The 14,163-nt window shown below is 62.4% G+C and carries 16 protein-coding genes and 1 tRNA gene; 7 read left to right on the top strand and 10 right to left on the bottom strand.

Translation table 11 applies throughout. The features are described 5' to 3' along the window. Together ACIQ36_RS02730 and ACIQ36_RS02725 are read left to right on the top strand one after the other, a co-directional pair. A partial coding sequence (locus tag ACIQ36_RS02730; protein ID WP_395825481.1) for a DEAD/DEAH box helicase occupies window positions 1–2,382 on the top strand: 2,382 nt, incomplete at its 5' end. Window positions 2,383–2,478: 96 nt separating this feature from the next. Next, complete coding sequence (locus tag ACIQ36_RS02725; protein ID WP_395825478.1) at window positions 2,479–2,862, top strand: HNH endonuclease; 384 nt, start codon at window positions 2,479–2,481, stop codon at window positions 2,860–2,862. 197 nt (window positions 2,863–3,059) lie between these two features. Here ACIQ36_RS02725 and ACIQ36_RS02720 read toward each other — a convergent pair. Next, window positions 3,060–3,136: transfer RNA gene (locus ACIQ36_RS02720), tRNA-Arg, on the bottom strand. 330 nt (window positions 3,137–3,466) lie between these two features. Between ACIQ36_RS02720 and ACIQ36_RS02715 the strand changes: the two genes are divergently transcribed. From ACIQ36_RS02715 to ACIQ36_RS02700, 4 genes are all read left to right on the top strand, one after another. After that, on the top strand, window positions 3,467–4,597 hold the full coding sequence (locus ACIQ36_RS02715) for a hypothetical protein (RefSeq protein ID WP_395825474.1): 1,131 nt from the start codon (window positions 3,467–3,469) through the stop codon (window positions 4,595–4,597). A gap of 73 nt (window positions 4,598–4,670) precedes the next feature. Beyond that, complete coding sequence (locus tag ACIQ36_RS02710) at window positions 4,671–5,114, top strand: DUF4864 domain-containing protein (RefSeq protein WP_395825471.1); 444 nt, start codon at window positions 4,671–4,673, stop codon at window positions 5,112–5,114. Between the two features lie 103 nt (window positions 5,115–5,217). Beyond that, window positions 5,218–5,712: a xanthine phosphoribosyltransferase gene (gene gpt, locus ACIQ36_RS02705; RefSeq protein WP_395825468.1), complete on the top strand. Its 495-nt coding sequence runs from the start codon at window positions 5,218–5,220 to the stop codon at window positions 5,710–5,712. Continuing rightward, window positions 5,709–6,914 carry a class I SAM-dependent rRNA methyltransferase gene (locus tag ACIQ36_RS02700; RefSeq protein ID WP_395825465.1) on the top strand — a complete coding sequence of 402 codons (1,206 nt, stop codon included), beginning with the start codon at window positions 5,709–5,711 and terminating at the stop codon, window positions 6,912–6,914. The genes gpt and ACIQ36_RS02700 overlap by 4 nt, the downstream gene beginning before the upstream one ends. Window positions 6,915–7,077: 163 nt before the next feature. Here the strand turns inward: ACIQ36_RS02700 and ACIQ36_RS02695 are convergent, their stop codons facing one another. The 4 genes from ACIQ36_RS02695 to ACIQ36_RS02680 all read right to left on the bottom strand — a co-directional run bounded on the left by ACIQ36_RS02695 (window position 7,078) and on the right by ACIQ36_RS02680 (window position 9,359). Then, window positions 7,078–8,019, bottom strand: a complete 942-nt coding sequence (locus ACIQ36_RS02695) for an ornithine cyclodeaminase family protein (RefSeq protein WP_395825461.1) — start codon at window positions 8,017–8,019, stop codon at window positions 7,078–7,080. Window position 8,020: 1 nt separating this feature from the next. After that, window positions 8,021–8,317: a lipopolysaccharide assembly protein LapA domain-containing protein gene (locus ACIQ36_RS02690; protein ID WP_395825458.1), complete on the bottom strand. Its 297-nt coding sequence runs from the start codon at window positions 8,315–8,317 to the stop codon at window positions 8,021–8,023. Window positions 8,318–8,350: 33 nt separating this feature from the next. Continuing rightward, window positions 8,351–8,671 (bottom strand): integration host factor subunit beta, encoded by a 321-nt coding sequence (gene ihfB, locus ACIQ36_RS02685; RefSeq protein WP_395825456.1) that lies wholly within the window; start codon window positions 8,669–8,671, stop codon window positions 8,351–8,353. 106 nt (window positions 8,672–8,777) lie between these two features. Next, window positions 8,778–9,359 (bottom strand): DNA-3-methyladenine glycosylase I, encoded by a 582-nt coding sequence (locus ACIQ36_RS02680; RefSeq protein ID WP_395825453.1) that lies wholly within the window; start codon window positions 9,357–9,359, stop codon window positions 8,778–8,780. Window positions 9,360–9,425: 66 nt separating this feature from the next. Here ACIQ36_RS02680 and ACIQ36_RS02675 point away from each other — a divergent pair, with 66 nt between their 5' ends. Further along, window positions 9,426–9,569, top strand: a complete 144-nt coding sequence (locus ACIQ36_RS02675; protein WP_395825451.1) for a hypothetical protein — start codon at window positions 9,426–9,428, stop codon at window positions 9,567–9,569. A gap of 96 nt (window positions 9,570–9,665) precedes the next feature. On the opposite strand, the gene ACIQ36_RS02670 is transcribed toward ACIQ36_RS02675, so the two are convergent. The 5 genes from ACIQ36_RS02670 to ACIQ36_RS02650 are packed head-to-tail and all read right to left on the bottom strand — an operon-like array spanning window position 9,666 to window position 14,149. Then, window positions 9,666–10,073: an EVE domain-containing protein gene (locus ACIQ36_RS02670; RefSeq protein WP_395825448.1), complete on the bottom strand. Its 408-nt coding sequence runs from the start codon at window positions 10,071–10,073 to the stop codon at window positions 9,666–9,668. Between the two features lie 15 nt (window positions 10,074–10,088). After that, window positions 10,089–11,108 carry an NAD(P)H-dependent glycerol-3-phosphate dehydrogenase gene (locus ACIQ36_RS02665; protein ID WP_395825446.1) on the bottom strand — a complete coding sequence of 340 codons (1,020 nt, stop codon included), beginning with the start codon at window positions 11,106–11,108 and terminating at the stop codon, window positions 10,089–10,091. Then, a complete protein-coding gene (tsaD, locus tag ACIQ36_RS02660) occupies window positions 11,108–12,136 on the bottom strand; it encodes a tRNA (adenosine(37)-N6)-threonylcarbamoyltransferase complex transferase subunit TsaD (protein WP_395825443.1) in 1,029 nt (342 codons plus the stop codon). The genes ACIQ36_RS02665 and tsaD overlap by 1 nt, the downstream gene beginning before the upstream one ends. A gap of 50 nt (window positions 12,137–12,186) precedes the next feature. Beyond that, window positions 12,187–13,425 (bottom strand): multidrug effflux MFS transporter, encoded by a 1,239-nt coding sequence (locus ACIQ36_RS02655; protein WP_395825440.1) that lies wholly within the window; start codon window positions 13,423–13,425, stop codon window positions 12,187–12,189. Then, window positions 13,418–14,149, bottom strand: coding sequence for a M48 family metallopeptidase (locus ACIQ36_RS02650; RefSeq protein WP_395825437.1), 732 nt, complete (start codon window positions 14,147–14,149; stop codon window positions 13,418–13,420). Before ACIQ36_RS02650 ends, ACIQ36_RS02655 begins: the two co-directional genes overlap by 8 nt. Window positions 14,150–14,163: the final 14 nt, after the last annotated feature.

Here is a 14,163-nt window from a genome sequence, read left to right as displayed (position 1 = left end):
CCCTTTTCTCCCCGCCGGGATGGAAGCAATCGGCCTGTGCCGAACGCGGTGCTGAAGGTGCCGACCGGCGGCGGTAAAACATGGCTGGCAGTTTCCGCCGTCTCGCGCATTCTGGGGCGTTACCTAAACCGCAATACCGGGTTTGTGCTGTGGGTTGTGCCGAACGAGGCGATCTATTCCCAAACCTTGAAGCGCCTGAAAGACCGGGAGCACCCTTACCGGCAAGCGCTGGATAGGGCGGCGGCGGGCCGCGTGCGCGTTCTGGAAAAAGGCGATAGCCTGAACCGCCGCGACGTGGAAGAGCATCTCTGCGTCATGCTGCTGATGCTCCAATCGTCCAACCGGGAGAATCAGGACACGCTGAAAATGTTCCAGGACCGGGGCGATGTGCATGGCTTCGTTCCGGCGGAAGGCGAGCAAGACAAGCATCGGGCGCTATTGGAGGCAATTCCCAACCTATCTGCCTATGAGGGGATGTTTGCCTGCGTCAAATCCTCGCTGGGGAATGCCTTGCGGATTATCCGCCCGTTGGTGGTGATGGACGAAGGCCACCGCGCAATTTCCGACCTCGCCTTTAGCACGCTGTATGGCTTCAATCCCTGCTTCGTTCTGGAGTTGACCGCAACCCCCCAGGATGTGCAGCCTCGCGGTGGCAAAAGCCCCCGCGAGGGCCGCTATGCTAATGTGCTGGTGGAAGTGACGGGCCGGGAGTTGGACCGGGAGGGCATGATTAAAATGCCGCTCAATCTCGATCCTAGGCAGGGCACCGATTGGCGGGCGACGCTGGAAGCCGCGCTTACCCGGCTCAATTCGCTTCAAGCCGAGGCCGAGCGGTTGCGGGCTGATACGGGGCGCTACATTCGCCCGATCATGCTGATTCAGGTGGAACGAACCGGGGCAGACCAGCGGGAGAGCACTCACATTCACGCCGAAGATGTGAAAGAGTGGCTGCGCACGGCGGGCCTTGATGAGGCTGAAATCGCCATTAAGACCGCTCAACAGAATGATCTAAACGACCCAGAAAACCAAGACCTGCTCGCGCCCATCAACCGCGTGCGGGCGATCATTACCAAGCAAGCGCTGCAAGAAGGGTGGGATTGCCCCTTTGCCTACGTCCTGTGCGGGCTCGCGGCTAGTTCCAACCTCAAGGCGATGACGCAGCTTGTCGGGCGGATTTTGCGCCAACCCGGCGCGGCAAAAACGGGTATCGAGGCGCTGGACGAATGCCACGTTATCACTCATCACGCCAAAACGGCGGATGTGGTGGATGCCATTAAGAACGGCTTGGAACAGGATGGGCTAGGGGATTTGGTTCTGCATGTGACGCAGGCCGATAGCAGCGGCGGGGGGAAGCAGGTCCGCAAACTCAACCGACGCCCCGCCTTTCAATCCGACAAAATCTATTTACCGAAGGTGCAAGTGGTCGCGGGAACCGAGGTGCGCGACCTTGACTATGAAACCGATATTCTCGCCCGGATCGACTGGCGCGGCTATGACCCGGCGGAAACTGCCGCCCGCATTCCTGAGAACGCTCAAGCGGCAGAAAGCCAACTTCAACGCATTCGGTTGGCTAATGAGGGCGATACGCGCTTCATTGGCGAGACAATCGCGCCAAACCGTGAAGCCTTGCGGTTTGATCCGTCCTATGTCGTGCGGATGATCTCCGACATCGTTCTGAACCCCTTCGTGGGGTGGGAAGTCGTGACGCAGTTGGTTGCCGCTTTGCGGGAGCGGGGCTTTGATGACGCGCGCCTGGGCTCCCTCTCAAGCTTAGTTATCGAAGAGTTGCGGCGCGGGCTGGATGCCGAGCGAACCCGGCGCGCGGAAACCCTGTTTAAGGCCGATGTTGCTGCCGGGCGCATTCAGTTCCGCTTGCGCCTGGATGGGCGGAATTGGCAGATGCCCCAGACTATCGACACGGCGGAACCCGAAACCGCACGCCAACTTCTCAACGGCGCGGGCGGACCACTGGAACGCAGCTTGTTCGCGCCCGTCTATGAAAGTGAGTTAAACCGCGACGAACGCGATGTTGCCGTTTATCTCGACGGTGAGGCCGCATTGATCTGGTGGCACCGAAATGTCGCCCGTAGCCAATATGGGATTCAGGGGTGGCGGAAAGCAAAAATCTATCCTGACTTCATTTTCGCGGTGAAGCAGGAAGGCGACGCAAAGCGGATCACAGTCCTGGAAACCAAAGGCGACCAGTTAGATAATCTCGATACGGCCTATAAGCGGGAGGTTCTATCGTATCTCTCCGAGCATTTCCAATGGGATGACACGAAGCCTGTGGGTGAGCTCGAGCTGGTGAAGGGTGGGGAAACGGTTCAGGGCACACTGATTCTCATGAGTGAGTGGCGGGCAAAGTTACCGGAGTGGCTATAAGCCCGTTGCCGGTTATTCGTGTCTCTTTTTTATAGACGCCAAAAACCCCCTAGGTCGGGTTTTTGGAATACCCCTAGATAAGGGAGAGGCGAAAAAATGCGTTCTGGCAAGACCCGCGCCTTATGCCGGGAGAAGCACGCCGTGATCTGTGCGATCTGTGGTTTTACCCAGGAAGCGGCGCTGCAAGCCTGTCATATCGATAACGTGCGTAGCAATGACGATGCCGATAACCTCGTGTGGCTGTGTCAGACCCATCATGTGATGATGGACCGGGGCATGTATCCCCTACCTCTCGTAAAGGCGCTTCGGGATCATTGGAACGAGTGGTTTCGAACCGGGCAGCAGCCGAAGCCCATTAGCCGGATACGGGACGGGGCGATACGCGCGGGGCTGACCCGGCACAAAAGTGCGATTGCCCGTCGCGCCTGGGCAACCCGCCGGGCGGCGCAAACAGGCCCCGACAGCGAAAGCGACGGCTGACCCGTCATTCAGAAATCAGAAGGATGCCGATTAATTTGCTCTCGGGGGATGCCCCGCTGGGGTGAAGCGGCGCTTTATCGTCGCAGCGTCCAGCGTCTGCGAAAAGCCGATTGGTGGAACCCCGGTGGAACCTCAAAATCATCTTTTTAGAATTTCTCAAACGGCGTGCGGCCAACCCTTTGATATTTAAGGGAAAATGGCGCGCCCGGAAGGACTTGAACCTCCAACCCCCAGATTCGTAGTCTGGTGCTCTATCCAGTTGAGCTACGGGCGCCCGCCGTTGAGGTGGCGGAAATTAGCGAGAGCGCGCGGGCAGCGCAAGAGGAAAAATGAATGGCGCTGCCAATCGTTCAACAGAAGCGCTTGGAAGGCGGTCTCGACCCCGTAAATCCACCAGAAGCTTTAGGAATCGGTGCGGTGCGGTGCAAGGGGGGCTTGGAATGGGCAAAACCTTCCGATAGTATCCCGACCCATTAGGGTACCTTCCGTTTATCCAGTTGGTGCCGTTTCAAGCCCCCGATCCTGGCGACAGGATTGCGGTTGAAATGGTTCAGGGTCGCAAGGGGGTACCATTGTATCTGTCCGGGGAAGGTGCTCCGACCACATGCCCGTGTTTATGGCCGCTCATCCGTTCCGCAAAGTAGCCTTCTCGCTGCTTTCCGTCGCGCTTCTCACCGCTGTCTCGGGCTGCGGCAGCCTTAACGGCTCATCGGGGTCTGCTGCCTCCGCGGTGCCGGCGCCGTCCAGCAATCGGGTTGCGGCGACTTTGCCGCCCGCGCCCACGGTAGCCGTGCCGTCCTCCACGCCGGTTGGGGAAAAGGCGGCGCAACTGCGGGCCGATTTGACCCGTTTGACTGGCCAGTTGGACGATCGTCAAAGCCTGTTGGCCTCGATCCGCAACGGCAATATGGAAAACGGGCAGCTTTATTATGCCCTGGTCGCGGCGATGAACGCGCGTCTCCAGGTCGGCACCACGCCCGGCAATCCGATTGTCACGCAGCAGTGGGACCAGGCGCAAACCACGCTGGATCGGTTGAACGAGGATGTGGGGCGCTTGAACAAGCTCTCCACCGTCGTTGCCGCCGATGCGGCCCTGGCGGCCTATATCGTCGATTCAACGCGGGCGGCCTTCGGCATTTCCGGCGCGCTCGACGAAGATCATCAGGCGCTCGCCAAGCTGCTCGACGATTCCAACCGCGCCCAGGTGGCGATTGATCGCATGCTGTCGGATATTTCTGACGATGTGGCGCGCCAAAGCACCTATATTGGCAACGAACGGCGCAATCTCACGGCCCTGTCGGTGGCGGTGAAGAATGGTCAGCCGATTGGCGGGGCGCTCTCGGGCCGGGTTCAACAGGCCGGCCTCGGTTCAGCCGTTCCGGCGGCGACGCCCTCCGGCCTCAGCAATGCCGCCGGGGTTGTGCGCCCTGACGGTCGCCGTCCGCTGGTGGTGATCCGGTTTGACCGCCCGAATGTGGTTTACGAACAAGCGCTCTATAATGCCGTGTCCCAGGCACTCGAACGCCGCCCGGACGTAAGCTTCGATCTCGTTGCCGTCAGCCCGACGCGCGGCGGGGCCGGGCCTGCGGCTTTGGCGGCAAACCAAGCCCGGCGCAGTGCGGAACAGGTGATGCGCTCGCTCACCGATATGGGCTTGCCGCCCAATCGCTTGGCGCTGTCGTCCTCCAACTCGCCGACCGTGGACGCGAACGAAGTTCAGCTTTTCGTTCGGTAATCTTTCTTCCCACTGGAAGAAGCTTGAAAACGCGCTATCCTCATGAGTCCTATCCCCTCATGAGGAGGCGGTCATGGTCTTCTCGGCGCTAAAATCTCGTTTCTTCCTGCTGCTCATGCTGTTGGGCCTGAGTTTCGCGGGTCCGCTGCACGCCCAGACTTTCAGCGATGCCGACCGCACCGCGATTCGCGGCGTGATCCAAGCCCAGATGGATGCTTTCGCGCGCGATGATGCGCCCGCTGCCTTTGGCTTTGCGACCACCGCCCTTCAAACGCAATTCGGCTCGCCCAGTCGCTTCTTGGCCTTGGTGCGCGAAGCCTATGCGCCCGTCTATCGGCCCGGCTCAGTCTGGTTCGGTGCGCTGAAATCCGCAGACGGCACGCCGGTGCAAATGGTGCATCTCACGGACAGTAAGGGCGCGTCGGTGCTCGCAATCTACTTCATGGAACGCCAGAAAGATGGCGGTTGGCGCATCGCCGGGTGTCGGTTGCTGCAAGACCCTGGTTTGGATAGTTGAGCTGGGCGGGGCAGTATCCCGCTCCAAATCATTGTCGGCGCGCATGGGATCGGCTACACAGGCGGCTTCTTTTTGATCGTCACGCCTAAAGGAGCCCGCCGCGATGGCCGATTCCAATCCGTCCCCCAAAACCTTCCCTGTGTCTTGGGAAGAGTTGCACCGTAACGCCAAGGCGCTTGCCTGGCGTTTGATCGAAGGCCGCTCGTGGCACGGGATCATCGCCATTGCGCGCGGTGGCCTTGTGCCCGCCGCGATCATCGCACGCGAGCTTGATCTGCGCGTCGTCGATACGATCTGCATTAAAAGCTACTCCGACGACCATTCGCGCGGCGACATTCGCATTCTGAAGAATATCGTCAACCCCGGCGATGGCGACGGCTGGCTGATCATCGATGACCTCGTCGATACGGGCTATACCGCCAAAGCCGTGCGCGAACTGCTGCCGAAAGCCCATTTCGCCACGGTTTACGCCAAACCCGCAGGGAAACCGATGGTTGATACCTATATTACCGAAGTGAGCCAGGACACCTGGATCTACTTCCCCTGGGACGTGGAGCCGCAGTTCGCGCAACCGCTCGCCACCCAGCGCCGCGGATGACCCAACCTATCGAACTGCCCGTTCTGCGCTTGCAGGAAGGCCGCGACCGCCGCGTGCGCAATGGTCATCCCTGGATTTACTCCAACGAAATCCAGATGACCCCCGCCGCCAAAGCCCTGCCGCCTGGCCAATTGGTGCGCGTGGTGGATGCCGGGGGCACTAACCTCGGCATCTTCGGCTTCAATCCGCATACGCTGATCGCCGCCCGGCTGATGGCCCATGATCCGCGCGTGGTCATCGATACCGGCTTGCTCGCCACCCGCCTGCGCCGGGCGTTGGAGTTGCGTCAGCGCTTCTTCCCCACCCCGCACTATCGGTTGATCCATGCGGAAGCCGATGGGTTTCCGGGGTTGGTGGTGGACCGCTACGGCGATGTTCTGGCGGTGCAGCTCAATACGGCGATGATGGAAGCCCTGCGCGCGCCCCTGCTGGTGGCCTTGCAGGAAGTGTTGCAGCCGCGCGCCATCGTGCTGCGCAACGATAGTTCGTCGCGCACGCTCGAGGGCTTGGCGCTCGATACGGAAATCGCCAAGGCCGATCCCGAGTTGGACCTGACGAAACCCATCGAGATTCTGGAAAACGGCGGGCGCTTCCTCGTCGATGTGCTCGACGGCCAAAAGACCGGCTGGTTCTACGATCAACGCGACAATCGCGCCGCCGCCGCCCATCTGGCCAAAGGCGCGCGCGTGCTCGACGTTTATACCTACGCGGGCGGCTTCGGCGTGCAGGCGGGGCTTGCGGGCGCGAGCGAAGTCGTGTTGGTCGACCGCTCCCGCCCAGCGCTGGACCGGGGCCTTGCCGCCGCCGAACTGAACGGCGTCGCCAATGTTAGCGCCATGCAGGGCGATGGCGTCTTCGTGATGGATCAGCTTTTTACCGATAAAGAGCGCTTCGGCCTCGTCATCGCCGATCCGCCCGCCTTCGTGAAGTCGAAAAAAGACCTCAACGCGGGTCTGCGCGGCTACCGCAAGATGATCCGCTCGGCCGCCTCCGTGGTCACGCCCGGCGGTTTCCTGCTCGCGGCCTCCTGCTCCCACGCGGTCGACGTCGAAGCCTTCACGAATGAAATGCGCGCGGGCCTCGCGAAGGCCGGGCGCACGGGCCGTATTCTTCGGCAAGCGGGGGCCGGGCCGGATCATCCGGTGCATCCGTTCTTGCCGGAGTCGGCGTATCTGAAGGCGATTTTGGTGCAGTTGGATTAGGGAAAAAAGGTTGGGGACGCCGTCCCCAACCCCCTGGTGAAGGGGCTTGCCCCTTCACCATCCCACTTATTTTAAAGACTAAGCCCGATTGGGTGCAGAACATCGGGTTCCCTAAGGGGCCGTAGCCCCTTAGGCGGGGGCTCGGGGGCAGCGCCCCCGGTCTTTACTCGACCGCCAATTCCGCCGCCGCCAGATCTTCAATCGCGGTGCCGACCGATTTGAACAGGGTGATCGCTTCGGGGCCGGAGCGCAGGCGGGCGGTGCCGCGCACCAGATCGAACAGATCGCCGCGAATGCTATCTTCCGAAATCAGCCCCGCGCGCAGGGGCTGGCAGAGGTCGCCCGCTTCATGGAGCGCGCCCGCGCGGGTGTCGCAATACAGCTCGGCGCGGGTGATGGCGGCATCGTCGGCCTCGCGCATCGTCGGGGTGAAGCCACCGACAAGATCGACGTGGGTGCCGGGGGCGAGCCATGCGCCGTGGATCACGGGCTCCTGGGCGAGGGTGGCGCAGGAGACGATATCGGCACCGCGCACGGCGGCGGCGACATCGGTGGTTGCGTCGATGTGGGGGGCGAGCCCGTGCAGGCTGGCGGCGGTTTGCTGCGCCTTGCCAAGATCGCGCCCGACGATGGTGATATGGGAGATATTCCGCACGCTGGCGTGGGCTTCGGCCAGATGCGGGGCGAGCGCGCCGGTGCCGATGACGGTCAGCTGATGGGCGTCGGGCCGCGCCAGATAGCGCGCGGCGAGCGCCGAGGCGGCGGCGGTGCGGCGCACGGTGAGCATCGGCCCATCCAGCAGGGCGACGGGAACGCCGGTTTCGCCCGAAAGCAGCAGATAGACGCCCATGATCGAGGGCAGGCCGACGCGGCTATTGCCGGGGAAAACCGTGACTGATTTTAGCCCGACGTGTTTGCCGGTGCGCCACGCGGGCATCAGCAGCAAGGTGGCATCGGGGGCACCGGGCACCGGAACCGTATGATGGTGGCGGACGGGCACGACCATATCGGGGTCGGCAAAGGCTTGGGCCAAACGATCGACCAGCGCGGGAAAACTTAAGCGCGCACGAACGGCATCGGCATCGAACCAGCGGGGGGCGGTCATATCACGGGGTCTCGGCAGATTTCTGGGAAAGACTGGCTTCGAGCTTTTCGATTTTAGCGCGCGCGCTGGTGAGCGCGCGGCGCGTCAGCAGCAGCGGCAACCACGTGAGCAGCGCGCCCAGCAGACAACCCAGCGCCAACGTTCCTAACGCAAGCCCGTAAAGCGGCACATCGACGGCCAGCGCAAAGGGCCAGAAATCGACCGTTACGGGGCCGCGATTGGCAACGGCGAACACCACCACCGCCAGCGTGACCGGCAGGGTGATGAGCAGCGACAGCAGCCGAATCAGGCGGGGCATGAAACGGCCCGCGCGCCCGATTCAGCGGCTCGGTTAAATATCGTCGTCGTCATCATCGTCTTCGGGCGTATCGACGCCGCCGTTTAACCTGTCGCGCAACTGTTTGCCGGTTTTGAAGAAGGGGACGTATTTTTCCGCCACCTCCACCGCCGTGCCCGTGCGCGGGTTGCGGCCGATGCGCGCATCGCGCCGTTTCACGGAGAAGGCGCCGAAACCGCGCAGTTCTACCCGATGCCCGGCGGCGAGCGCTTCGGTAATTTCGTCGAAGATCGTCGAGACAATCCGCTCCACATCCCGTTGATAGAGATGCGGGTTGAGGGCTGCCAGCCGTAGGATTAATTCTGATTTTGTCACCCGGGAGACTCCCTTTGCGCCCGTGCCCACGCTGCGCCCCTACCGTGCCCGGCTCCTGCCCCTCCGTCAAGGGGCAAGTCCTTTGGTTTATTAGGCTTTTTATGGTTTAGCACCGAATCGGCCAGGGCGGCAGGCTGCTATCGTGCGCCGTTAGGCCGTCGAGCCGCGCATAGAGGCTTTGGCCGATGGGGCAAGAAACATCGTGCGCACCCGGTAAAATAGAAAGCCCCATCAAGAATTCATTAACGATTTCGCCGCCCGTGAAACGGAAATGCTTTTTGAAGAGCTTCACCCAGGCGGTGCGATCTTTCGGGCCATCGGGGGCCGAGGCCCAGCGCCCGAGCCACGCCGCAAAACCGCCTTCGGCCCGGAAGGCCTGAACCTGCCGAGCGTTGTGGACATAAGCTTCAAGCTTCAGGCGATTGCGGATGACGCGCGGGTCCTGCATGAGCCGGGCGATATCCTCCGGCCCATAGGCGGCAATTGTATCGATATGATAGCAATCGAGCGCGTTGCGCATCCCGGCGCGGCGTTTTAACGCAGTCTCCCACGAAAGCCCCGCTTGGGCGATTTCGAGGCAGAGGCGCTCGAACAGACTGGCCTCATCGGTCACGGGCAGGCCATGATCGGAATCATGGAACGGCCCGTGGACCGGGTGATCTTTTGAAATCGCGCAATAACCGCTCATCGCCAGCCCCCGGAGACGCGGGGCTGGGAGAAGAAGTTACGCCGCGCGCCGGGTTTGGCGCTCTTTATGCCAGCTCCGAAAGCGGCGGCTGTCGCTGACATGGCGCGCCCGCGCCCGGACCCGTCCGACCATCCCGATAATTGTTTGCAGCTTCTGCATGATCTGACCCTCACCGTCTCCGGGCGGGTTTCGGCGAAACCCGCTGCATGACAATAGCGAGGCATGCTTATCACTGACTCATGACAAAGGAATGACGGCAGTGCAGCAGAATGCTTACAGCGCGCGGGACGGCGGTTCGGCACGGGCTTAGAGGCCACCCATCTTACACAGCAAAACCCAGGCGTCGTCGGGCACCGGGCTAACCGAAAGGCGCGATTGCCGTACTAGCGGCAATTCTGCCAGCGCCGGTTCGGCTTTAATCGCGGCCAGCGTTACGGGGATGGGAACGCTGCGGCGCGGCGCGACATCGACCATGCCAAATTTTCCAGCGGGATCGGAGGGGTCTGGGTAATATTCCTTCACGATCTCAACGATGCCGACAATCGCGAGCCCCTCGTTGGAATGGTAGAAGAAGCATTCATCACCAAGCCGCATGGCTTTGAGGTTGTTACTGGCTTGATAGTTGCGCACGCCATCCCAATGGGTCCGCCCGTCCTTTTGCATCTGCTCCCAGGAATATTTGAACGGTTCGGATTTCATCAGCCAATGGGCCATACTGCACCTTAAAAATTAGGTCTCGCGCGTCAGTGGGCGGGCGAGGAGTTTGGCGATTACGTCCTCCACCCCGGCGTGTCCAGCCAGAATTGAATCCACCGCAGCGACGATAGGCATGTCAACATCGGCCTTCAAGCCGATGCGGTGCAAGGCAGCGGCGGCATAGACGCCTTCCGCCACACTGCGGCGCTGGGCCAGTATATCGGGCAGCTTCATGCCTTCGCCCAGCGCGATTCCCAGGGTGTAATTGCGCGATTGCAGCCCGTTGCACGTCAGCACGATATCGCCGAGGCCCGACAGACCCATGAGGGTTTCCGTCTGAATACCCAGCGGCCTTGCGAGACGCATCAACTCCGCCATGCCGCGCGTAATCAGGGCCGCGCGGGCGTTATCGCCCAGATGACGGCCCTGGGCGATCCCGCAGGCAATCGCCAGCACATTCTTGAATGCGCCGCAGATTTCCACACCGAGCGGGTCGGAGGAGGCATAGGGCCTGAAGCTGGTGGAGCCGATTTGTTCGGCCAAACTTTGCGCCAGCGCCACATTCTGTGCTGCGATAACGGTGGCAGCGGGGAGCCCGACCGCGACTTCCTTGGCAAAATTCGGCCCGGACAAGACCGCGACAGGATGCGCCGGGATAAGGTCTTTCACCAGGGCGGACAGCGGTTGATCAGAGTCGCCGTCGAGCCCCTTTGCCGCCACCACGAGCGGCACAGCCCGGTGCGGATCGAGAAAGGGCGAGAGGTGTAGACAGGCGGACCGCAATCCCTGCGCGGGCGTTACCAGCAGGATAGCGTGTTGGGCTTCGGCGATTTCCGAAAGGCGGTCGGTGAACGAGATCCCGTCGAGCAGCGGAATGCCGGGCAGGTAGCGCGTATTCTCCCGGAGGCTGTTCAGAATGCGCACGAGGGTCGCATCGCGCCCCCACAGCAGCACGGAGCGCCCGGCGCGGGCGAGGGTTTGCGCCAGCGCGGTTCCCCAGGCTCCCGCGCCAACGATGCCAAATTCTGGCGGTGGTGTTACATCAGGTTCCACTACGCGGCCTCATCTAGCGGCCAGCGCGGGCGGCAGGGGGAATCGAGCCCATGGCTCTCCCCCCGGCGCAAATGCTCCAGCCCGGCCCAGGCAATCATCGCCCCATTATCGGTGCAAAGTTTTAGCGGCGGTGCGACAAGGGTTAACCCGTGTTCGGTGACGGTTGATTGAAGCCGCGCGCGCAAGGCCTTGTTCGCCGCAACCCCACCCGCGATCACCACATGGGCGCCGCTGGGGTGAGTGGCGCGGAAGGTGGCGAGGGCGTTCTTCAGCCGGTCGGCGAGCACGTCGCCCACGGCGGCTTGAAAGCTGGCCGCAAGGTCCGACAGGTCTTGGCCCGAAACCGGCGCGGGCAGTTTTTCGGCGGCGAGGCGCACGGCGGTTTTCAATCCCGAAAGCGAGAGGTCGGCCCCCGGTCGTCCAACGAGCGGACGGGGCAGGGCAAAGCGGGCGGCATCGCCGGTCAGCGCAGCCTGTTCAACCGCAGGGCCGCCGGGAAAGCCGAGGCCCAGCATTTTGGCGGTCTTGTCGAAGGCTTCGCCGACGGCATCATCCAGCGTGCCGCCGAGGCGCGTATAGGCCCCAACGTCGGCGACGGCGAGGAACTGGCTATGCCCGCCCGAAACGAGTAGCAGCAAAAACGGAAACGGCACATCGTCGGTCAGGCGGCAGGTCAGCGCATGGCCTTCGAGATGATTGACGGCCAGGAACGGCTTGCTGTGGACCATCGCTAAGCTTTTCGCCACAGTCGCGCCGACGATGACGCCGCCGATCAACCCCGGCCCCGTGGTTGCCGCGACCCCGGCCAGATCGCCGAAGCTAACGCCTGCCGTCTGCATCGCCTCGTGAACGACCCGCTCGATATGGTCGAGATGGGCGCGCGCGGCAATTTCCGGCACAACGCCGCCGTAGGCGCGATGGTCCTCAAGCTGCGAGAGCACGATATTTGAGAGAATGCGCCGATCCTCGCCCACAACGGCGGCGGCGGTTTCGTCGCAACTACTCTCGATCCCTAGAACTAAACGCATGTCATAGACTTAGCGAGCGATAGACCAAGGAAACAAGGGAAAAACCCATTCTAAGCTTGGCTTTTTGCGGGGGAGGCCGTTTCACCGGCCCGGCGCAATCGGAGCGTAGCGAACAGGCTGCCGAGGGCCGCAACCGCTATCACTGCCATTAACGGCACCTGATCGGCCCGGTTGATGTGCGCAACCAAATATGAGAGCACGGCAGACATAGCCATCTGCGTGAAGCCGACGAGGCCCGACCCGGCCCCCGCCAAATGCGGCGCGGCGGCGATTGATCCCGCAAACCCAGCGGGGATTAAAATCCCAAGGCCCAGCAGGAAGGTGAAAACGCCGGAGATAACGCCCGGCACGGTCAGAATACCGCCCAACGCCTGGGCCAGCAGCCAGCCCCCGCCGAATACCGAAATGATCGTGCCGAAGTTGGCGAGGCGCGCATTGCTCCAAGCCCCCGCCTTCCGGCGCGCAATCAAGCTGCCGGACATGAAGCCGAGGGCGTTGAACATGGTCAACATGCCAAACTCGGCGGGGCTGAGGTGAAAGCTGCGGATGAAAAGGAACGGCGAGCCGGTGATATAGGCGAACATCGCGCCAAAACCGAGGGCAATCGCGATATTATAGGTCATGAACGTCCGATTGCGGATCAATTCATGGTAGCTGCGGCGCATAACACCGAAGTTGAAGACGTGAACGCCCTTCTGCGGGTTGGTTTCGGGCAACCAGCGCCAAATAATGAACAGCAGCCCCGCGCCCATGACGGTGAGCAGGGCGAAATTCGCCTGCCAGCCAAAGGCGGTATGCAGAAGCCCGCCGATGGTCGGTCCAATCGCGGGGGCAAGGGAAATCCCCGCCGCGACGCTGGCCATCACCGTTGCCGCCCCGGCAATACCGAAAGCATCGCGCACAACGGCACGCGAAACGACGGGGCCAACGCAGGCCCCCAGGGCTTGCACGATCCGCCCGACGATCAACTGCTCAATGCTCGCCGCTGTCGCGCAGATTACATTCCCGACCACGAACACGCAGAGCCCGGCCAACAGCGCCGTGCGCCGCCCTTTTACGTCCGAGAGCGGGCCGTAGACCAACTGCATGACGGCAAACCCGACCAGAAAAGCCGTCATCGTCACCTGAACCATGGCGGCATCGGTCGCCAGGAACTGTTCGAGATCGGGCAGGGACGGCACGTAAATCGAGGTCGAGAGCGCGCCTAAGGCTGCGAGCATCGTCACCAGGGCCGTCATCATCCCGCGCGAGAGCGGCAGGGTCCAAGAAGCGGCGGAAGCACTATCCATAACGGTGTAATCCTGTTCCGTAAGTCTTCAGCCAGTGCCGGGCCGTGTCGGGATCGGGGTGCAGCCGGGCAACGAGCGCCCAAAAGCGGGGGGAGTGATTGAGTTCGACTAAATGCGCTGCCTCATGGGCCGCGACATAGTCGAGAACCGTCTGAGGCGCGAGAATCAGCCGCCAGGAGAAATTCAGGCTGCCCCGCGCGGTGCAACTGCCCCAGCGGCTTCTCGTATCGCGAACTGTAACCGATGTTACGGTTTTGCCAAGCTCAAATGCATAGGCCTCCGCCGCCTGGGTGAGATGCTTTGCAGCTTCACCGTGCAGCCACGCCTGGATGCGGGCGGGGACGCGCTCAATCGGGCCGCCGACCCAAAGCGCGCCCTCTTCGTGGCGCGGTTGGCGCAAACCCTTAGGATCGTGGCGAATGAGGCAGGGGACGCCCCGAAACGGAATCTCCGCCCCCGGCACGAAAGCGATCCGCTCCGCCGCTTGCTGGGCTGCGGGCCGCGCAAGGCAGGTCTGCATCCAGCCCCGGTGCGCGTTGAGAAACTCCAGCGCGCGCGGCAGCGGAAACTGCGGCGGCAAGGTTAGGGTGAACCCCTGCCCAACGGCATCGAAACGCAAGGATAGGCGGCGCGCGCGCGGATTATGGCGCAGGGTGACGGGCCGCATCTGCCCGCCAACCTCGATTTCAGTCGCGCTGAGGGTGATCTTTTGGGGCGCGCGCATCTTTTCGCCCCAAC

The organism is Elstera sp. (genome assembly GCF_044372965.1).
In the GTDB taxonomy this organism is placed as follows: domain Bacteria; phylum Pseudomonadota; class Alphaproteobacteria; order Elsterales; family Elsteraceae; genus Elstera.
Note: the sequence above shows the minus strand (reverse complement) of the source record. Positions and strands in the feature narration are given on the sequence as shown.